The sequence below is a fragment of the Rhodococcus sp. 14-2470-1b genome, from assembly GCF_002259415.1.
Lineage (GTDB): Bacteria > Actinomycetota > Actinomycetes > Mycobacteriales > Mycobacteriaceae > Rhodococcoides.
This window is the reverse complement of the sequence record NZ_NPFY01000030.1, coordinates 13,250-33,748: the sequence shown is the minus strand read 5'-3', so window position 1 is coordinate 33,748 and position 20,499 is coordinate 13,250. Positions and strand designations below refer to the sequence as shown.

17 protein-coding genes are annotated in these 20,499 nt (G+C 64.8%); 12 read left to right on the top strand and 5 right to left on the bottom strand.

Translation table 11 applies throughout. The features are described 5' to 3' along the window. Nucleotides 1-8: 8 nt before the first annotated feature. Genes lipB through CH293_RS21455 form a run of 3 tightly spaced genes read left to right on the top strand, consistent with a single transcriptional unit; the run spans nucleotide 9 to nucleotide 2,607 of the window. A complete protein-coding gene (gene lipB / locus CH293_RS21465; RefSeq protein ID WP_037109212.1) occupies nucleotides 9-773 on the top strand; it encodes a lipoyl(octanoyl) transferase LipB in 765 nt (254 codons plus the stop codon). A gap of 10 nt (nucleotides 774-783) precedes the next feature. Continuing rightward, entirely contained in the window at nucleotides 784-1,797 is a 1,014-nt protein-coding gene (lipA, locus tag CH293_RS21460) for a lipoyl synthase (protein WP_170945313.1), read from the top strand. A gap of 54 nt (nucleotides 1,798-1,851) precedes the next feature. Then, entirely contained in the window at nucleotides 1,852-2,607 is a 756-nt protein-coding gene (locus CH293_RS21455) for a DUF4191 domain-containing protein (RefSeq protein ID WP_019665989.1), read from the top strand. 35 nt (nucleotides 2,608-2,642) lie between these two features. Here the strand turns inward: CH293_RS21455 and CH293_RS21450 are convergent, their stop codons facing one another. Further along, nucleotides 2,643-3,113 carry an RDD family protein gene (locus CH293_RS21450; RefSeq protein WP_094721441.1) on the bottom strand — a complete coding sequence of 157 codons (471 nt, stop codon included), beginning with the start codon at nucleotides 3,111-3,113 and terminating at the stop codon, nucleotides 2,643-2,645. 202 nt (nucleotides 3,114-3,315) lie between these two features. Between CH293_RS21450 and glnA (CH293_RS21445) the strand changes: the two genes are divergently transcribed. From glnA (CH293_RS21445) to CH293_RS21425, 5 genes are all read left to right on the top strand, one after another. Next, entirely contained in the window at nucleotides 3,316-4,752 is a 1,437-nt protein-coding gene (gene glnA / locus CH293_RS21445; protein ID WP_019665991.1) for a type I glutamate--ammonia ligase, read from the top strand. A gap of 225 nt (nucleotides 4,753-4,977) precedes the next feature. Then, nucleotides 4,978-5,628: an ABC transporter permease gene (locus CH293_RS21440; RefSeq protein ID WP_019665992.1), complete on the top strand. Its 651-nt coding sequence runs from the start codon at nucleotides 4,978-4,980 to the stop codon at nucleotides 5,626-5,628. Then, a complete protein-coding gene (locus CH293_RS21435) occupies nucleotides 5,621-6,811 on the top strand; it encodes an ABC transporter ATP-binding protein (protein WP_094721440.1) in 1,191 nt (396 codons plus the stop codon). Before CH293_RS21440 ends, CH293_RS21435 begins: the two co-directional genes overlap by 8 nt. Nucleotides 6,812-6,852: 41 nt before the next feature. Further along, entirely contained in the window at nucleotides 6,853-7,629 is a 777-nt protein-coding gene (locus CH293_RS21430) for an ABC transporter permease (protein WP_051104930.1), read from the top strand. Nucleotides 7,630-7,661: 32 nt separating this feature from the next. Further along, the gene (locus tag CH293_RS21425; RefSeq protein WP_037109224.1) at nucleotides 7,662-8,630 is read left to right on the top strand and encodes a glycine betaine ABC transporter substrate-binding protein; all 969 of its coding nucleotides are present in this window, start codon (nucleotides 7,662-7,664) and stop codon (nucleotides 8,628-8,630) included. A 15-nt stretch (nucleotides 8,631-8,645) separates the two neighbouring features. Here the strand turns inward: CH293_RS21425 and CH293_RS21420 are convergent, their stop codons facing one another. The 3 genes from CH293_RS21420 to CH293_RS21410 form a co-directional block, all read right to left on the bottom strand. Continuing rightward, on the bottom strand, nucleotides 8,646-11,681 hold the full coding sequence (locus CH293_RS21420) for a bifunctional [glutamine synthetase] adenylyltransferase/[glutamine synthetase]-adenylyl-L-tyrosine phosphorylase (RefSeq protein ID WP_094721439.1): 3,036 nt from the start codon (nucleotides 11,679-11,681) through the stop codon (nucleotides 8,646-8,648). A 99-nt stretch (nucleotides 11,682-11,780) separates the two neighbouring features. Continuing rightward, nucleotides 11,781-13,121, bottom strand: a complete 1,341-nt coding sequence (gene glnA, locus CH293_RS21415) for a type I glutamate--ammonia ligase (RefSeq protein WP_019665997.1) — start codon at nucleotides 13,119-13,121, stop codon at nucleotides 11,781-11,783. A 101-nt stretch (nucleotides 13,122-13,222) separates the two neighbouring features. Further along, nucleotides 13,223-14,821 (bottom strand): alpha/beta hydrolase, encoded by a 1,599-nt coding sequence (locus tag CH293_RS21410; RefSeq protein ID WP_217900778.1) that lies wholly within the window; start codon nucleotides 14,819-14,821, stop codon nucleotides 13,223-13,225. 58 nt (nucleotides 14,822-14,879) lie between these two features. Here CH293_RS21410 and CH293_RS21405 point away from each other — a divergent pair, with 58 nt between their 5' ends. The 4 genes from CH293_RS21405 (at nucleotide 14,880) to pip (ending at nucleotide 19,105) form a co-directional block, all read left to right on the top strand. After that, nucleotides 14,880-16,592 carry an NAD+ synthase gene (locus CH293_RS21405; RefSeq protein WP_255122950.1) on the top strand — a complete coding sequence of 571 codons (1,713 nt, stop codon included), beginning with the start codon at nucleotides 14,880-14,882 and terminating at the stop codon, nucleotides 16,590-16,592. 117 nt (nucleotides 16,593-16,709) lie between these two features. After that, nucleotides 16,710-17,555, top strand: coding sequence for a 3-methyl-2-oxobutanoate hydroxymethyltransferase (gene panB / locus CH293_RS21400; protein ID WP_019666000.1), 846 nt, complete (start codon nucleotides 16,710-16,712; stop codon nucleotides 17,553-17,555). A gap of 31 nt (nucleotides 17,556-17,586) precedes the next feature. Further along, entirely contained in the window at nucleotides 17,587-18,033 is a 447-nt protein-coding gene (locus tag CH293_RS21395) for a hypothetical protein (protein ID WP_037109235.1), read from the top strand. 1 nt (nucleotide 18,034) lies between these two features. Next, nucleotides 18,035-19,105: a prolyl aminopeptidase gene (gene pip, locus CH293_RS21390; protein ID WP_094721436.1), complete on the top strand. Its 1,071-nt coding sequence runs from the start codon at nucleotides 18,035-18,037 to the stop codon at nucleotides 19,103-19,105. On the opposite strand, the gene CH293_RS21385 is transcribed toward pip, so the two are convergent. Then, on the bottom strand, nucleotides 19,033-20,499 hold the full coding sequence (locus CH293_RS21385; protein ID WP_094721435.1) for an RNB domain-containing ribonuclease: 1,467 nt from the start codon (nucleotides 20,497-20,499) through the stop codon (nucleotides 19,033-19,035). The genes pip and CH293_RS21385 overlap by 73 nt on opposite strands.

Genomic DNA, 20,499 nt, shown 5'->3' with positions numbered 1-20,499 from the left:
CGACGCTTATGACCGAAGGTGTTGTGTCCGCACGCGAAAGTTCCGATTCCATCGAGGTGTCCCGGCTCGGAACGGTCGATTATCTCGACGCGTGGGATCGTCAGCGGGCACTCGCGGACATGCGTGCCGACGGTGTCGGACGGGACACGTTGCTGCTGCTGGAACATCCGTCGGTGTACACGGCGGGACGCCGCACGTCGCCCGAGGATCGTCCGAAAGACGGTACGCCGGTCATCGAGGTCGACCGCGGCGGCAAGATCACCTGGCACGGCCCGGGTCAGCTCGTCGGCTATCCGATCGTGAAATTGGCGCAGCCGATCGACGTCGTGCGGTACGTCCGGCGTGTCGAGGAGGCTCTGATCGCGGTGTGCACGGATCTGGGCATCGACTGCGGACGCATCGACGGCCGATCGGGTGTCTGGCTCGCCTCCGAGGTCCGTGACGGAATTCTCCTGCCCGAACGCAAGATCGCGGCCATCGGCGTTCGCGTGCAGCGCGGCGTCACGCTCCATGGGTTCTCGTTGAACTGCAATTCCTCGACGTCCGGGTTCGACGCCATCGTCCCGTGCGGGATTGCCGACGCAGGCGTCACGTCCCTGACGAGCGAATTGGGCCGCGAGGTGACCGTCGACGAGGTCATTCCGGCGGTCGTGGACGCGGTCACCGCTGCTCTCGACGGGTCTCTGCTGGTCAGCGAACATCCTGTAGCGCGTCCCGATGTGGTACAAGTCTCCACCAACCCGCAGTTCACCACCGTGAAGTTCGGCGCGTAGCATCGAATCCGTGACTGTGGCCCCAGAAGGACGCAAACTACTCCGCCTCGAGATCCGAAACGCGGAGACCCCGATCGAGCGCAAGCCCAACTGGATCAAGACCAAGGCCAAGATGGGTCCGGAGTATTCCGAACTCAAGGGCCTGGTCAAACGTGAGGGCTTGCACACGGTGTGCGAGGAAGCCGGATGCCCCAACATCTACGAATGCTGGGAAGACCGCGAGGCGACGTTCCTGATCGGCGGTGAGCAGTGCACCCGCCGCTGCGACTTCTGCCAGATCGACACCGGCAAGCCGGAGGATCTCGATCGCGACGAACCTCGCCGCGTCGCGGAAAGCGTCCAGGCGATGGGTCTGCGGTACTCGACCATCACCGGCGTGGCTCGTGACGATCTGGCCGACGGCGGCGCATGGCTGTACGCGGAGACGGTCCGTTACATCAAGAAGCTGAACCCGAACACGGGCGTCGAACTCTTGATTCCGGATTTCAACGCTCGGCCCGAGCAGCTGGCCGAGGTGTTCTCCTCCCGTCCCGAGGTGCTCGCGCACAACGTCGAGACGGTCCCCCGCATCTTCAAGCGAATCAGACCCGCGTTCCGGTACCAGCGGTCGATGGACGTCATCACCGCGGCGCGCAACGACGGCCTCGTCACCAAGTCCAACCTGATCCTGGGCATGGGTGAGACCCCGGAAGAAGTTCAGGAAGCGATCCGCGACCTGCACGAAGCCGGATGCGACATCCTGACGATCACGCAGTACCTGCGTCCCTCTCCTCGGCACCACCCGGTCGAGCGTTGGGTCAAGCCGGAGGAGTTCGTCGAGCACTCCGATTACGCCACCGAGGTCGGCTTCGCCGGTGTTCTCGCCGGTCCGTTGGTCCGTTCGTCGTACCGCGCTGGGCGTCTGTACGCGCAGGCCATGCAGCACCACGGCCGTGAGCTGCCGGCGAGCATGGCGCACCTGGTCGAGGGTGGCGAAGCGTCGCAGGAAGCCAGTTCTCTGATGGCGCGTCTGGCGGCGCGCTGATTCACTCCCGGCGCGATGCACGACCACGGGAAGTCGGGACGTATCCTGTGAAGCATGGCGAACGGCAGTAAAGCGGGCAAAGCAGGTAAGCCCAGCAAAGAAGCGAAAGCAGCAGCGAAGGCCGCTCGGAAGCAGGCGTCGAAAGAACGTCGCAGTCAGCTGTGGCAGGCGTTCCAGATGCAGCGGAAGGAAGACAAGGCTCTTCTTCCGCTGATGATCGGCGCGATCGTGGGAATCACGGTCATCGCGTTCTTGATCGGTTTGATCATCGGTATCGAATGGTTCCTGCTGCCGTTCGGTCTGCTCCTGGGCGTGCTCGCCGCGTTCATCATCTTCGGACGTCGTGTGCAGAAGTCGGTGTACAAGAAGGCCGACGGCCAGGCCGGTGCTGCTGCCTGGGCGCTCGACAACCTTCGTGGCTCGTGGCGCGTCACCAACGCGATCGCCGGAACCACCCAGTTGGACGCTGTCCACCGGGTGATCGGCAAGCCGGGTGTCATCCTCGTCGCCGAGGGTGCACCTCAGCGCGTGAAGTCACTTCTCGCTCAGGAGAAGAAGAAGACTGCACGCCTCGTCGGTGACACCCCGATCTACGACATCGTTATCGGCAACGGAGACAATCAGATTCCGCTGTCGGGTCTGCAGAAGTACTTGGCGAAGCTTCCCAACAACATCGACAGCAAGCGAATGGACACCATCGAATCGCGCCTGTCGGCGCTGGGAACAAAGGGCGGACCGGCGATGCCGAAGGGCCCGATTCCCGGCGGAGCGAAAATGAAGGGCGTGCAGCGCACCATCAAGCGCCGCTGACAACCGAAAGACTTCTCCGAGACGATGCTGCGCGGTCACCGACCGCGCAGCATTGCCGTTCCTGTGGCGCGATCATGCATGCCCCGGCCGTCGTGGTCCGAGATGATGGCCGGGAACACGAACAGGAGAAAGAACGTGCGCACGAGTGCTCGGACGAACCCGACTCGAGCAGGGGCATCGACGCGGGCCACTTGAATCCCGACAATCAGCTGTCCCGGTGTGAACGAGAAGATGCTGACGGATGCAACACCGAGGACGAACCACACCAGAAGCGTGATGGTGGACATCGACTGTTCGATACCGGTGACGCTGATGATCAGTGCGGAAATGCCCATCGACATCAACCAGTCGACCAGGAGCGCGAGAGTACGTCGACCGAGTCCCGCTACCGCACCGGGTCCGTCCTGCGGAAGACCGAGGCGTTCCCCGGGGAAGTTCTGTTCGGTTCCGTCGTCGGGCATCGCCGCGTTCGGGCCGGACAACCAAGAACCTGTCATTCGTGCCATGTACTCCAGGATAGGCGCCGCGCGGCACCGACTCGGACATCGTCACCGTAGTGTGTTCGGAAGAGCGCGACGCGGTGCGTCGTGCCTCACGGTTACATGCGAAGAGCACGACGTGTAACACGGGCGAAACACAGCCTTGACTGGTGGGCAACACCAGGTCCATAACGTGCAGGTCGACGGAATTCGACAAAGGAGTAAAAGCGTGGCGTTCACCACGGCCGAAGAGGTCATCAAGTTCATCGCCGACGAGAACATCGAGTACGTGGACATCCGTTTCACGGATCTCCCCGGCACCCAGCAGCACTTCTCCATCCCGGCGTCGGCGTTCAACAAGGATGTCTTCGAAGACGGACTGGCCTTCGACGGTTCGTCCGTCCGCGGCTTCCAGTCCATCCACGAGTCGGACATGATGCTTCTCCCCGACGTGACGACCGCGCAGGTCGATCCGTTCCGCGCTGCGAAGACTCTGAACATCGACTTCTTCGTGCACGATCCGTTCACGCGTGAGAGCTACAGCCGCGACCCACGCAACGTTGCTCGCAAGGCCGAGGAGTACTTGGTCTCCACCGGCATCGCCGACACCGCCTACTTCGGCGCCGAGGCCGAGTTCTACATCTTCGACTCGGTTCGCTACGACTCCGGCATCAATGGTGCGTTCTACGAGCTCGATTCGGTGTCGGGCTCCTGGAACACCGGTGTCGAGGCCAACGCCGACGGCAGCCCCAACCTCGGCTACAAGGTTCGCCCCAAGGGCGGATACTTCCCCGTTGCACCGTACGACCACTACGTCGACCTGCGCGACGAGATCTCGACCAACCTGCAGAACGCAGGCTTCGAACTCGAGCGCGGTCACCACGAGGTCGGCACCGGCGGCCAGGCCGAGATCAACTACAAGTTCAACACGCTGCTCGCAGCCGCAGACGACCTGCAGCTGTTCAAGTACATCGTGAAGAACACCGCCTGGAAGCACGGCAAGTCGGCGACGTTCATGCCGAAGCCTCTCTTCGGTGACAACGGCTCGGGCATGCACGTTCACCAGTCGCTGTGGAAGGACGGCAAGCCGCTGTTCCACGACGAGGCCGGATACGCCGGACTGTCGGACCTGGCTCGCCACTACATCGGCGGCATCCTGCACCACGCGCCGTCGCTGTTGGCCTTCACCAACCCGACGATCAACTCCTACCACCGCCTGGTGCCGGGTTACGAGGCTCCCATCAACCTCGTGTACAGCCAGCGCAACCGCTCCGCCGCCGTGCGTATCCCGATCACGGGCAACAACCCGAAGGCCAAGCGCCTCGAGTTCCGTGCACCGGACAGCTCGGGCAACCCGTACCTCAACTTCGCCGCGCAGATGATGGCCGGTCTCGACGGAATCAAGAACAAGATCGAGCCGCTCGCTCCCGTCGACAAGGATCTCTACGAGTTGCCGCCCGAGGAGGCCAAGAACATTCCTCAGGCTCCGACGTCGCTGAACGCCGTCATCGATCGCCTCGAGTCCGATCACGAGTACCTGACCGAGGGTGGCGTCTTCACCACCGACCTCATCGAGACCTGGATCTCGCTGAAGCGCGAGCAGGAAATCGCTCCGGTCAACCTGCGCCCGCACCCGTACGAGTTCCAGCTCTACTACGACGTGTGATCTGCGTGTAAGCGCTAGTCTCGAACACCGAACCGCCCGTCCTGCCTTCACGCAGGACGGGCGGTTTCGTGTGTACGGAAGGTAACGACTTTCTGAAAAAAGGTTTGCCATCACGCTCGTCAAGCCATTCTCGATGGGTCGGATTGTCCGTCAAGGCTTCCGGGGGAGGTTGGGGGCGAAGCCCCCGACTGTCGGTGAACGGGAAAAGAGGGTGGCAGCACCACAATGGACACGCTCTGGAATTTCGTATCGGTCAGGCGGCAACAATTGCTGACCGACTCGTACTTACATGTCTCGGCGGTGGTGCAATCCATCGTCATCGCAACGATTCTTGCGGTCGCGATCGGTGTACTCGTCTACCGCTCCCCTGCAGGCTCCGCCATCGCCACAGCACTGGCGAGCACCGTGCTCACCATTCCTTCGTTCGCCCTCCTGGGCCTGTTGATTCCCATTCTGGGCCTCGGCGTCGCGCCGACGATCACCGCGCTCGTGTTGTACGCGCTGCTTCCCATCATCAGGAACACCATCATCGGGCTCGCTTCGGTGGATCCGGCGGTCACCGACGCCGCCAAGGGCGTCGGATTGAACCGTGGGCGCGTTCTGGCACGAATCGAGATGCCACTGGCCTGGCCGTCGATTCTCGCGGGTATGCGCGTGAGCACCCAGATGATCTTCGGCATCCTCGCGATCGCCGCGTACGCGAAGGGCCCGGGGCTGGGAAACCTCATCTTCTCCGGACTCTCGCGCGTCGGCAGCCCCAACGCGGTCCCGCAAGCACTGGTCGGAACAGTCCTGATCGTCATCCTTGCTCTGATCCTCGACGGCATTCTCGTCCTGGTCGGCAAGCTCACCACCTCTAGGGGTCTTCGTGTCTAACTCAACCAATCAGCATGTCTCGGGAGTCGACATCGTGCTCGACTCGGTCAGCAAGCGGTACCCGGGTCAGGACACAGCCGCCGTCGACAACGTGTCCCTGACGGTCCCCGCCGGCGAGACCGTCGTGTTCGTCGGTCCGTCGGGATGCGGGAAGACGACGACCATGCGGATGATCAACCGGCTGATCGAGCCGTCGTCGGGAACCATCACCATCGACGGCAAGGACGCCTTGAGCATCGACGCCGACGAACTGCGACGCGGAATCGGCTATTCGATCCAGCAGGCCGGTCTCTTTCCACACATGACCATCGCGAAGAACGTCGCGACAGTTCCCGGTCTGATCGGCTGGGACAAGAAGCGCATCTCCCAGCGCACCGACGAGATGCTGGACCTCGTGGGGCTCGACCCGGACACGTACCGAAACAGGTACCCGCGGCAGTTGTCCGGTGGCCAGCAGCAACGTGTCGGGGTCGCTCGCGCGTTGGCCGCCGACCCCCCGGTACTGCTCATGGACGAACCGTTCGGAGCGGTCGACCCCATCACCCGCGGTCTGCTGCAGGACGAGTTGATGCGTCTGCAGAGCGAATTGGGCAAGACCATCGTGTTCGTCACGCACGACTTCAACGAGGCGGTCAAACTCGGAGACCGGATCGCGGTACTCGGCAACCAGTCGTCGATCATGCAGTACGACACGCCAGAGGCCATTCTCGCCAACCCTGCGAACGACACGGTCGCCGGGTTCGTCGGTGCGGATGCTTCCCTGAAACAGCTGACACTGACCAGGATTCGTGACGTTCGCTTGCTGCAGTGCCCGACGGCCAGGGAATCCGATCCCGTCGACGACATACGCGCCAAGATTTCCTCGCGAAAGTGGCAGTGGGGCTTGATTCTCGACGACCGGAATCGCCCGCTTCGGTGGGTCTCCCCCGGTCATCTGGCCACGGCATCGTCGCTGCGCGGCGTCGGCGTTCCGATCGGCGAGCTCGTCTCCATACAGTCGACGTTGCAGGACGGACTGGAAGCGCTGCTCGCCGAAAGCACGGCGTCCACGGTCGTCACCGGCCCACGCGGTGAATACGTCGGTCTGATCTCCATCGACACGCTCGTCGGTCATCTGCAGAAGATGCGCGAAGCGCACGAGCACGATCACGACGACCAGGAAGACCAGGTCAGCCAGTCATGACCACGGCAGAACGGACGACGTCCACGCCCGAGGCGCCGGACATGGAAACGGAACCCGACGAGGGGGCCTCGGAGCGCGGCGCATCCAAACGCGCCGAGCGCATTCGGCTACTGGTGCAACCGGCGCTCGTCGTGGTTCTGGTCGCAGGCGTCCTGATCTGGGCTTTCAGTCGTGATCTCACCGCAACGCAGCAGGGCAGCATCAGCGTCTCGAACATTCTCACCTTGACCTGGCAGCACATCCTGATCACGGCGGCTGTGGTCGTCATCGTCGTTGCGTTGGCAGTTCCGTTGGGCACGGTGCTCACGCGACCGGGGTACACCAAACTTGCCCCGTTCTTCGTCGGCATCGCCAATATCGGTGCCGCCGCTCCTGCCATCGGCCTGCTCGTCCTGTTCTATCTCGCCACACGACAGACCGGATTCTGGATCGGTGTGCTCCCCATCGCCTTCTATTCGTTGCTTCCGGTGCTGCGCAACACGATTCTGGGTTATCAAGAAGTGGACCGGACGTTGATCGACGCCGGTCGTGGCCAAGGCATGTCGCCGATGACGGTGCTGCGCAGAATCGAGTTCCCGTTGGCTGTCCCGTACATTCTGGCCGGTCTTCGCACATCGCTGGTCTTGGCGGTCGGCACAGCGACGCTGTGTTTCCTCGTCAGCGCAGGAGGGTTGGGAATTCTCATCGACACCGGATACAAGTTGCGCGACAACGTGACCCTCGTCGTCGGCGCCGTCCTCGCGGTATCGCTCGCCTTGTTCATCGACTGGTTGGGCGCGCTGGCGGAGCAGTTCCTCGGACCTCGGGGACTGCGATGAGAAGAACACTGTCCATGAGAAGAACAACGTCCATGAGAAGAACCGCCGTTGCCGTAGCCCTGTGCGGCGCACTGGTGACCGGGTGCGGCCTCGAATCGGGAGGCGCACTGCCCCTGGCCGTCGGCCCCGGCAGTATCGAACCGGTCCCGGAGCTGGACGGCGTCAAAGTCACCGTCGGATCCAAGGACTTCACCGAACAGATCACCCTCGGCTACATCATCGAATTCGCGTTGTCCGCGGCAGGCGCCGATGTCCGCGACCTCACCAACATCCAAGGGTCCAACAGCACGCGGGAAGCGCAGCTCGCCGGTCAGATCGACCTGACGTACGAGTACACCGGAACCGGATGGATCAACTACCTGGGCAACGAGACTCCACTTCCCGACTCGCAGCAGCAGTACGAAGCCGTCCGCGATGCCGACCTGGAAGCGAACGACATGGTGTGGGCCGTGCCCGCCCCGATGAACAACACTTATGCCCTCGCGATGAACAGGCAGACAGCCGAGCAGACCGGGATCCGCACCCTGTCGGATTACGCGGAGTTGGTCCGCACCGACCCGGCCGCGGCCACCACGTGCGTCGAAACCGAATTCAACGTCCGTCAGGACGGATACCCGGGCATGGCCGCGAAGTACGAGTTCGACCCCGGCGCCGCGCCACGCCAGATCCTGCAGACCGGCATCATCTACCAGGCCACCGCCGACGGGACACAGTGCAAATTCGGTGAGGTGTTCACCACCGACGGGCGCATCATCGCCCTCGATCTGGTTCTGCTCGAGGACGATCGAGCGTTCTTCCCCAAGTACAACCCGGCGCTGGTGATGAAAAAGGCCTTCGCCGACGCGCACCCACAGGTCGCCGAGGTCATGGCACCGATCTCGGAGAAATTGACCGATCAGGTGATGACCGAACTCAACCGGCAGGTCGACGTCGAGGGCATCGAGCCCGCCGACGCCGCGCGCGACTGGTTGGTGTCGGAGGGCTTCGTCACCGCGCAGTGACGGGCGGGCGGGCCTTCACGCTCCGAAGGTCCGCTCCACCACTGCCTTGGCGCGACGAGTCACCCGCAGGTAGTTGTCGAGGAAGGCCCCGGCGTCGCCGTTGTCCCAGCCGGCGACCTTGGCCACCGCGGAGAGCACATGGCCCGGTCGCGGCAACTGGTCGGTCGGCTTGCCACGGACGAGGACCAGCGCGTTACGGGCCTTCGTCGCGAGAATCCATGCTTCGCGCAGTAATTCGACATCGGTCTCGCTCATCAGCTCTGCTGCACCGATGGCGTCCAGGCTTTGCAACGTGGACGTGTTGTGCAGTGACTTCACGTCATGCGCATGCCGCAGCTGGATCAACTGCACGGTCCACTCGATGTCGGCGAGCCCGCCGCGGCCAAGTTTGGTGTGCGTGGCGGGGTCGGCCCCCTTGGGCAGTCGCTCGGAGTCGATGCGCGCCTTGATTCGTCGGATCTCGCGGACCGCGTCCTGCGACACCCCGCCTTCCGGGTAGCGAATCTTATCCACCATCAGCAGGAACCGGATGCCGAGGTCCTCGTCGCCCGCTACCTGATGAGCGCGCAGAAGCGCCTGAACTTCCCATGCCTGCGCCCACTGAGCGTAGTACGCCTCGTACGACGCAAGCGTTCGCACGACAGGGCCGTTGCGACCTTCGGGACGAAGACCGGTGTCGACCTCGAGGGGCGGGTCGGTGCTCGGCGCTCCGAGCAGCTTACGAATCTTGTCCGCAATGCCGTTGGCCCACTTGACTGCAGCGCTGTCGTCGGCGCCTTCGGCGGGCTCGCACACGAACAACACGTCAGCGTCGCTGCCGTAACCGAGCTCGCCGCCGCCGAGTCGACCCATTCCGATGACCGCAAGCGTTGCCGGTGCCGGCTCGCCTCGCTCGGCGACGCTGGATCGAATCGCCGCGGCGAGAGCCGCGTTGATGACTGCTGCCCACACCGACGACAGTGCCCGGCAGACCTGCGGCACGTCGAGCATGCCGAGGATGTCCGCAGACGCGACGCGAGCGAGTTCGTGACGGCGCAGAGCGCGCGCGGCGTTGATTGCACGGACCGGGTCCTCGTAGCGTCCCGAAGACGACAGGATCGCGCGATACGTCTCCTCGGGTTCGGCGTCGAGCAGACGGGGTCCGCTGGGACCGTCCGCGTACAGACGGATGACTTCGGGCGCCTTGATCAGCAGTTCCGGAACGTACGCGGACGAACCGAGCACGATCATCAGACGCTGCGCGACAGCACCCTCGTCACGCAGAGTGCGCAGGAACCACGTCTGCTCGCTCGCCGCCTCGGACAGTCGACGATAGTTGAGCAACCCAGCGTCCGGGTCCGGGGTGTCGGCGAGCCACTCCAACAACGTCGGCAACAGCACCGCTTGGATCTGACCGCGCCGCGCTCCCGCACCGACGAGCGCGCGAAGGTGCCCGAGTGCATTTTCCGGTGCCGCGTATCCGAGCGCTGCGAGCTGCCGAATCGCGGCGTCGGGTGTCAACCGCACCGTATCGGAGTCGAATCGGACCACCGAGTCGAGCAACGGCCGGTAGAACAGTTTCGCGTGGAGTCTGCGGATCCGCTGCGCGTTGCGCTTGATCTCCGCGGCCAACACACCGAGCGCATCTCGATTGCCGTCGGGCCGCATGTGCGCGGCCCGTGCCAGCCACCGCAACGCTTCCTCGTCGTCGGGTGGAGGCAAGGTGTGCGTCCGCTTCATCCGCTGCAGCTGCAGGCGATGCTCGATGAGACGCAGGAACTCGTAGGACGCAGTGAGATTGGCCGCATCGTCGCGGCCGATGTATCCGCCGTCGGTCAACGCCGTCAGTGCGTCGGTCGTCCCCAGCACCCGCAGCGACTCGTCGGTGCGGCCGTGCACGAGTTGGAGCAATTGGACGGCGAACTCGACGTCGCGAAGGCTGCCGCGGCCGAGTTTGATCTCTCGCTCGCGCAGTTCCGGGGGAACCATTTCCTCGACCCGACGGCGCATCGCCCGCACCTCGGGAACGAAGTCCTCTCGCTGCGACGCCAACCAGACCATCGGATTCAACGCGTCGACGTAGCTGTGCCCGAGTTCCATGTCTCCGGTCATCGGACGTGCCTTGAGCAACGCCTGGAACTCCCACGTCTTGGCCCAGCGCTTGTAGTAGGCGACGTGCGAATCCAGTGTCCGCACCAGTTCGCCGCGTTTGCCCTCGGGGCGCAGCGCGGCGTCGACCTCGAAGAACGCAGACGAGCCGATTCGCATCATCTCTCCTGCGATCCGGCTGGCGGTTGCATCCGCGGGCTCGGCGACGAACACGACGTCGACGTCGGAGACGTAGTTCAGTTCCCGGGCACCGCATTTGCCCATCGCGATGACGGCGATGCGGCTGGGGCACGGCTTGTCCGGGCAGGCGGTGGCGATGGCCACGGCGAGAGCTGCGGTGAGGGCGGCGTCGGCCATGTCCGAGAGTTGGTTGCCGACGAGTTGGTACGGCAGAACCGGTTCGTTCTCGACGGTGGCGGCCAGGTCGGCGGCCGCCAGCACCATCACCTGATCCCGGTAGGTCTTCCTCAGCGCGACAACGGCTTCCGGTCCGGTGATGGACGCTCGATACAGTTCGGGGGACGCATGTTCCCCGGTCTCCGGGCTCGCCTGGACCGCTGCGAGCAACTGTTCGGTGAGCTGCTGTTTGCTCGGCAGGTCTATCCGACCGGTGGACTTGCCGTCGGGAGAGGCGAGCAGGCGCCACGACTGCGGATCGGAGACGAGGTGGTCCGCCAGGGCGCTCGACGCGCCCGCCAGCCCGAAGAGCCGACCGCGAAGACCCTTGTCCGTGCGCAGTGCGGAGTCCAACTCGGAGAATTTGTCACCGAGTGCATCGTTCAACCGGACGACGGTACGGAGCGCGAGATCGGCGTTGGCTGCACGGGAGAGCGACCACAACAGTTCGAGGCTGTCCTCGTCCACCCACCCGAGCGTGCGGAGGTCGGTGGGCGCGGTGGATTCGACCAGTCCCAGCCGCCCTGCGCCGGGAACAACCGAACGTGACGTCGGTGGACGCACCATCAGCGAACACCTCGACTCTGGCGTGACACCTGATTCACCTCACCGCGGGGGGAAACTACCTCGAACGGGTAAAACCTAACCCATGGGCGCCCGTCCGATTCACAACCCCAGGTACGCCTTCAATTCGTACGGGGTGACATGACTGCGGTATTCCTCCCACTCACGACGCTTGTTGCGGAGGAAGAAGTCGAAGACGTGCTCGCCGAGAGCCTCGGCCACGAGCTCCGAGTTCTCCATCGCGTTGAGGGCCTGATCGAGGTTGCCCGGAAGCTCCTTGTAGCCCATTGCACGCCGTTCGGCGGACGTCAACGCCCACACGTCCTCTTCGGCCTCGGGAGGCAACGTGTAGCCCTTCTCGATGCCGCGCAGACCGGCCGCCAGCAACACCGCGAAAGCCAGGTACGGGTTGCACGCCGAATCAGGGCTTCGGATCTCGACGCGACGCGAGGACGCCTTGTTGGGCGTGTACATCGGGACACGAATGAGAGCGGAGCGGTTAGCCGGGCCCCACGACGCTGCCGTCGGTGCCTCACCGCCACGGACCAGACGCTTGTAGGAGTTGACCCACTGGTTGGTCACGGCACTGATCTCGTTGGCGTGCTCGAGAATGCCTGCGATGAACGACTTACCGGTCTCCGACAACTGCATCGGATCGTCCGGGTTGTGGAATGCGTTGGCGTCTCCCTCGAAGAGACTCATGTGCGTGTGCATCGCCGAGCCGGCCTGGTCGCTGAACGGCTTGGGCATGAACGTCGCGCGGACGCCCTCTTCGATCGCGACCTCTTTGACCACGTAGCGGAACGTCATGATGTTGTCGGCCATCGACAGTGCGTCGGCGTAGCGGAGATCGATCTCCTGCTGACCGGGCGCAGCCTCGTGGTGGCTGAACTCGACGGAGATCCCCATCGACTCGAGCGCATCGATGGCGTGGCGACGGAAGTTCGGTGCCGAGTCGTGCACGGCCTGGTCGAAGTAACCGCCGTTGTCCGCGGGCGTGGGCGGAGACCCGTCCTCTGGGCTGTCCTTGAGGAGGAAGAACTCGATCTCGGGGTGCACGTAGCAACTGAACCCGAGGTCGGCGGCCTTGCTCAGCTGACGGCGCAACACGTGGCGCGAATCGGCCCAGGAAGGCGAACCGTCGGGCATCGCGATGTCGCAGAACATGCGCGCGGAGTGCTGGTGACCCTTGCTCGTGGACCACGGCAGGATCTGGAACGTCGACGGATCCGGCTTGGCGACGGTGTCGGCCTCCGAGACGCGCGCGAAGCCCTCGATGGCGCTGCCGTCGAAGCCGATGCCTTCGTCGAACGCGCCCTCGAGTTCCGCCGGCGCGATCGCGACGGATTTCAGGTACCCCAGAACGTCGGTGAACCACAGGCGGACGAAACGGATGTCCCGCTCCTCCAGTGTCCGGAGCACGAATTCCTTTTGGCGATCCATGTCCGCGAGACTAAGCAAACCGCGTTAAATCTGTGTTACATCGTGAATTCGGTCTCACTGCGTATAGCTCTCACCTGGGAAAGGACACTGGTGAGATTCCGTCAGCACACCAAATCGTTACCTGGCGGGGTCAGATCGACGAGGTAGTCGATCACCGGTTCGTCGACGCAGTTCTCGCCGGAGAACGCGACGGTGTGCTGCGCCCCGTCGAACGTGATCAGGTCTGCGTCCAATTGACGAGCAAGTTCGACGCCTGCCTGGTACGGCGTCGCCGGGTCGAAGGTCGTCGAGATCACGACCAGTTTCGGAAGTCCCTCGGCCGAGATCGTGTAGGGAGTGCTGGTGTTGGGGACGGGCCAGAACGCGCAGACATCGAGCGGTGCGTTTCCGGTTCCGCGTCCGTCGTCGAGGAACGGAGCAGCTTCCCGATATCGTCGGTCGGCTTCTCCGGCCTCGGCGCGGTCGGTGGTCGGCGGATCGTCGACGCAGCGGATGGCGTTGAACGCGTCGTCCAGATTGGAGTAGGTACCGTCGTCGAGACGGCCGCTGTAGGTGTCTGCCAGGCGGAGCAGCGTGTCTCCCCTGCCCTCCCGGAGTTCGGTCAGTCCCACACGCAGGACGCGCCAGAGGCTTTGCGAGTACAGGGCTTGCTGCGTTCCGGTGATCGCGTCGTCGTAACCGAGTCCGCGCGGATCCGTGGTAGCGGCAGGCGTCTGGATCAGTGGGTCGACGAGCTCCCGGAACGTCCGGTCCGCGGCGGCCGGGTCCGGCCCGAGAGGGCACGCCTCGCTCTGTGCGCAGTCATCGGCGAACGCGTCGAAGGCACCTTGGAACGCAGCTCCTTGCTCGACCGCCTCGTCGACGGGGCTCTGCTCGGGGTCGAGTGCACCGTCGAGAACCATGGCGCGGACTCTGTCCGGGAACGCTTCCGCGTAGGCGGCGCCGATCCGCGTTCCGTACGAATAGCCGAGGTAGGTGAGCTTCTCGTCGCCCAGAACCGATCGGATGACGTCCATGTCCTGCACGACCTCACGCGTGCCGACGTGTTCGAGTACGTCGGCACCGGTTCGTTCGACGCACTTCGCGGCGTACTCGCGATGATCGTTCTCCACTGCGGCGATGCCGTCAGGCGAGACGTCGACGTCCGGCTCGGCGCGTTCGAGGTCCGTTTCCTCCGCGGTGAGGCACCGAACTGCGGGCGTCGACGCGCCGATCCCGCGGGGGTCGAAGCCGATTCGGTCGAAGTTCTCCGCGAGTGCGGTGTCCTCGGCCTGGGTGGCGAGGTACAGCCCGGACGATCCTGGCCCGCCCGGGTTGAACAGTATGGATCCGGTGCGCTCCCCCGACGCCTGCACGCGGGACACCGCGACCTGCGCTGTCGGACCGTCCGGGTCCTGGTAGTCGAGCGGAACGGTCACACGGGCGCACTCGACGGAACTGCCGAGCACGGTTCCGTCGGTGTTGTAGTCGTCGCACGATCCCCAGTCGAGTTCCTGCGTGTAGTACCGCTCGAGACCCGCTGGAATCACGCCCGCACCTGGCGACGCCGTGTTCTCCGGCTGCGGCGTGCCCGATTCGACGTCGGCGCTCCCGCAGCCGGCAGCCACCGTCACCGCGACAGCACCGAGGGCTGTGGCCACCGTTCGTCCGTGACGCCGTCCGTGGCGGGTACGTGCTGTCCGATCCGAGGAGACGCTCATGAGGTGAAATCGTGCCAGAGCGGGCGAGGTGCAGTCTGCGGCACTAGTGTTTCCAGTCGTGCAGGCACTGCGAACAGCCCTTGCCCAGATCAACCCGACAGTCGGTGACCTCACCGCGAATTCCGAACTGATTGTCGACTGGACGTCGCGCGCCGCGCAGGAAGGCGCCCAGGTCGTGGTGTTTCCGGAGATGGCCCTGACCGGTTATCCGGTGGAGGACCTCGCGCTTCGACCGGATTTCGCGCACACGTCGCGCGACGCTCTGCACGACCTCGCCGAAGCACTCGACCGAGCCGGATGCGGTGACGTCGTCGCCGTCGTCGGGTACCTCGACCGCGACGCGGTGGGATCGAGGAACAGCGCCGCCGTTCTCTTCCGTGGCGACGTCGTGTCGCGGTACGACAAGCACGCGCTTCCCACCTACCGCGTCTTCGACGAGCTCCGATACTTCGCCCCCGGAACGCGGTTGAGCATCACCGAGGTGAACGATGTTCGCCTGGGAATCGTTGTCTGTGAAGACATCTGGCAGCCCGGCGGGCCGGTTCCCGCGTACGCCGCGGCCGGAGTCGACGTGCTGCTGTGCCTGAATGCGAGTCCGTTCGAGCGCGGCAAGGCGGAGGTCCGCCTCTCGGTGGTCCAGCGGCGGGCAGCCGAGGCTGCGGTACCTGTCGTCTACGCCAACCTGGTCGGGGGTCAGGACGAGCTCGTGTTCGACGGCGGCAGCATGGTCGTCGCCGCCGATGGAACCATCCTCGGTCTCGCTCCTGCGTTCACCGAGCACCTGCTGTGCGTGGACCTCGACGTCTCCGACGCGCGGCGTCCCGACGGCGGCCCACCGCCGGGGTGGTCCATCGACCGGAACACCGTGCCGGATCTCCTGGTCCGCGGCTGGGATCGGCTACCTCGATCGGTGGCAGAACCGCTCGACGACCTGGCGTCGACGTGGGCGGCACTCGTCACCGGGTTGCGCGATTACGTCCACAAGAACGGGTTCGCCTCGGTGGCGCTGGGCCTGTCCGGAGGCATCGATTCCGCTGTGGTCGCGGCGATCGCCGTCGACGCTCTCGGAGCGGAGTCCGTGCACGGCGTCGCGATGCCGTCGCAATACTCCTCGGATCACTCACTTGCGGACGCGAACGATCTTGCGTCGCGCACCGGGCTTCATTTCGGCATCGAGTCCATCGTCGACATGGTGCGGTCGGTGACGGATCAGCTCGGCCTTTCCGGCATCGCGGAGGAGAATGTTCAGGCCCGCTGCCGCGGCATAGTTCTGATGGCGCTCTCCAACTCGGCGGGACATCTGATTCTCGCCACCGGCAACAAATCCGAACTGGCCGTTGGTTATTCGACCATCTACGGCGACGCCGTCGGCGGGTTCGCTCCCATCAAGGACGTACCGAAATCCATGGTGTGGGAGCTGGCGCGGTGGCGCAACGACGCAGCGGCCGGACGTGGCGAGGTGCCCCCGATTCCGGAGGCGAGCATCGACAAGCCTCCGTCTGCAGAGTTGCGCCCGGATCAACTCGACTCCGATTCGCTCCCGGATTACGACCGGCTCGACGCGATCCTGTTCCGCTACGTCGACTGCGATCAGGGTGAGGACGACATCGTGGCGGCAGGCTTCGACCCCGCGGAGGTCGCGGACGTCGTAGCCAAAGTCGACGCGGCCGAATACAAACGCAGGCAGTATCCGATCGGCACCAAGGTGACGTCGAAGGCGTTCGGGCGGGATCGACGTATGCCGATCACCGACGGCCGACGCAGAGTGTGACGAATTGCACGTCCGGGTGCGCTTCGGCGTCGGTCGTGCCGGTGGCAGACTGATGTCGTCATCAACCCCATCCCGGGGACCCGCACAGCGGGCCTCGAGGAACCGAAAGGGACAAAGATGTCCAACGATTCTGTTTACGGCTCGTCCGATGCGTCCGTCTCCGGTTTGACCCGCAAGACCCGCACCCATCACCTGCTGCAGATGAAGGCCGACGGCGAGCGGTGGGCCATGCTCACCGCGTACGACTACTCGAGCGCCCGCATCTTCGAGGAAGCGGGCATCCCGGTCCTCCTCGTCGGCGACTCGGCAGCGAACGTCGTCTACGGCTACGACACGACGGTGCCGATCACCATCGACGAACTGCTGCCTCTGGTTCGCGGCGTCGTCCGCGGGGCTCCCAACGCACTCGTCGTCGCCGACCTCCCGTTCGGCACCTACGAGTCCTCGCCTCAGCAGGCGCTCGCGACGGCCACCCGGTTCATGAAGGAAGGCCTCGCGCACGCCGTGAAGCTCGAGGGTGGCGAACGTGTCGCAGATCAGATCGCCGCGATCTCCGCGGCCGGTATCCCGGTCATGGCGCACATCGGCTTCACACCGCAGAGCGTGAACGGCCTCGGCGGCTTCCGCGTTCAGGGTCGCGGTGACGGCTCCGAGCAGCTCGTCGCCGACGCCATTGCCGTCCAGGAGGCGGGAGCGTTCTCCGTCGTCATGGAGATGGTGCCCGCCGACATCGCAGGCCAGGTGACTCGCAAGCTCACCATCCCGACCATCGGCATCGGTGCGGGCAACGAAACCGACGCCCAGGTGCTGGTCTGGCAGGACATGGCGGGCTACACCAACGGCAAGACCGCCAAGTTCGTCAAGAAATTCGGCAACGTGGGAGACGAACTGCGGACCGCAGCTGCGACGTATCTCGCCGAGGTTCGCGGCGGAGTCTTCCCCGGACCCGAGCACAGCTACTGATCGGTCACCTGCAGGTGGCACACTCGGTGCCATGAAACCTGGTCTTCGTAGTTCTCGCCGTGCAGCCGCCGCCGTCCTGGGGGCGGCTGCCGTCGTCGGTCTGGCAGCGTGCGGCACCGACTCCGCCAACACCGGATCGTCGGCGTCGCTGACCTCCACGACCACGGCCCCGGTCACCACCACCACCGATGCGGCTGCTGCCGGTGACACGATCACCGACCAGCAGAAGCAGCAGCTCTGCACCGATCTCGGCGAGCAGCTGCAGGAATGGAGAATCCAGGGGCCGACGCTCGGCCGCGGTGGGCTCAACATCGTCGTGCAGACATGGGCGGCGCAGAGCGGAGTCATCAATCTGCAGGTGGTGCAGAACCGCTCGATCATCGACGACATCACCATCGACAACTGCTCCGACGTCCGTGACGAAGCCCTGCGATCACTCGACATCCCCGACTTGGCATCGGGACTGGTGGGCTTCTGACGTGGCGCGTGATCTCTACCCGGCCATCGAGCCCTACGCCAGTGGCCACCTCGACGTCGGTGACGGCCAACAGATCTACTGGGAGACCAGCGGTAATCCGGACGGACTCCCTGTCCTGTTCGTCCACGGAGGGCCCGGCGGTGGAACCGGACCTGCGCAGCGTCGCTACTTCGATCCCGAACAGTATCGAATCGTGCTGTTCGACCAGCGTGGCTGTGGCAAGTCCCGACCTCATATCGCGGACAGGAGTGGAGCCGGCGGAACGACCCCAGGGTGGGACAGGAGTGGAGCCGGCGGAACGACCCAGGGGTGGGACATGAGGGTCGACTGGGCGGTGAACACGACTGGAAAGCTTGTCGGCGACATCGAGAAGTTGCGGGCTCATCTCGGCGTCGACACCTGGCTCGTGTTCGGTGGTTCGTGGGGTTCGACGCTGTCCCTCGTCTACGCACAGACCCACCGCGACCGGGTCACCGGTCTGATCCTGCGCGGCATCTTCCTGCTCCGCCGCAGTGAGATCGACTGGTACTACAACGGCGGAGCGGGTCATCTCTTCCCCGAACAGTGGGAGAAGTTCCTGGCACCTGTCCCGGAAGCGGAACGACACTCGGATCTGGTGGAGGTGTACCACCGGCTGCTGAATTCCGACGACCGCGACGTCGCCACCGCGGCGGCCATCGCCTGGTCCTCGTGGGAGGCCGCGACGAGCTATCTCCTTCCCCGTCCGGAGCAGATCGCGTCCAACGAGGATCCGCGTTTCGCACTGGCCTTCGCAGGGATCGAGAACCATTACTTCCGCAACGACGGATTCCTGCGGGAGAACCAGTTGCTGGAGGACGCGCATCTACTCGCCGGCATCCCCGGAGTCATCGTCCAAGGCCGGTACGACGTGGTGTGCCCGGCCACGAGTGCCTGGGCCCTTCACCGGGCGTGGCCGGATGCGGAATTGACGATCGTGGACGACGCCGGGCACTCCGCGTCCGAGCCCGGCATCATCCATCACCTCGTCGAGGCGACCGACCGTTTCGCCTCGACAGCGTCACCCGGTGCCGTGCCACCGTCCGCCTCGTAAGCGAATTCGACACGACGGGAGGCGGTGTCGGCGACGGTCAACGTCACCGACACCGCTTGCCCTTCCGGCGGATCCCCCTCGCACCTGCCGATGACGATCGGGTCGGCCACGAACACCTCGGCGGTCTTCTTTCCTTCCGCTCCACGCAGAACCAGAGCTGAGAACGCCTCGCCGACGCGGTCGTTCAGAACGTGCGCTTCGGTCAGGTCGATGCACGCCCGATCCACTTTGGACGCAACGGAATCCGATCCGCGCATGATCGCGGGCAGGTCGGGGAGCGAAGTCCGTGCCCACTCGGGGATGTCGGTGCCCGCAACCACCGCGAGGCATACTTCGGTGGCGAACCTGTCCGACAGACGGCGAAGCGGCGCCGTGACGTGGGCGTAGGGTGCTGCAATTCCGGCGTGCTCGGTCGATTCAGGAATTTCCCCGTCGAACGCGACGTAATCCGCGCCTCGCAGCAGACTCGTTGCCCGAGTCATCATGGCCAGCGTCGTAGGCGCGTCACCCGGTAGCCCGGCGAGCACGGCTCCAGCCGACGCACCTGCGGGCCACTCGATTCCGAGCATCTCCGCTGTCTTCTTCAACGAGTCGACGGCGTCCTCCGGGGCCGGCGGCAAGGTGCGGAGCAGCCCGATTCCGGCGTCGAGCATGATCGACGCCGCGCACATCCCCGTCAACAACGACACCTCGGCGTTCCACGCATCCACGGCGGTGCGCGCCTGCAATTCGATGCGCCACCCTGCGCCGTCGGCTACCACGTCCTGCTCCGGCAGGGTGATGTCCAGTGCACCTCGGCGCAACGCGGCCTGTGCTCGCAGGCGACCGAAGTCGCCGAGCGCGGCGATCGACGGATGCGGGGAGCCTGCGTCGAAGTCGGCCTGCACACCCTCGTAATCGAAGCGGGCGACGGACTTCACCGTCGCCCTCGACACTGTCCAGGCGACTGCATCACCGGATTCGTCGAGTTCGATCCGCCACAGCGCTGCCGGGCGAATCTCGTTCGGCAGCAGACTGGCCGAGCCTTCCGACAGAACCCGAGGGTGAAGCGGTACCGAACCGTCGGGCAGGTAGAACGTCTGTCCGCGCTGACGGGTCTCGGTGTCGAGCCGGCCCGCAGGCGTGACGATCGCCCCGACGTCGGCGATCGCGTAGTGCACGACGAATCCACTCGCGAGTTTCTCGACGTGCACCGCCTGATCCAGATCCATCGAACCGGGCGGATCGATGGTCACCAGGGCAAGGTCGGTGCGGTCTTCCCTCTCGGACGCGTGTCTGTCCTGGGCGGACTCGGCCTCGGCGAGTGCATCGGCCGAAAAGTCCTCGGGCAGGTCGAACTCGGAACGGATGGGGTCGAAGTCGAAGGCGGTCGCGGACAGTCGCGCCGAGACCAC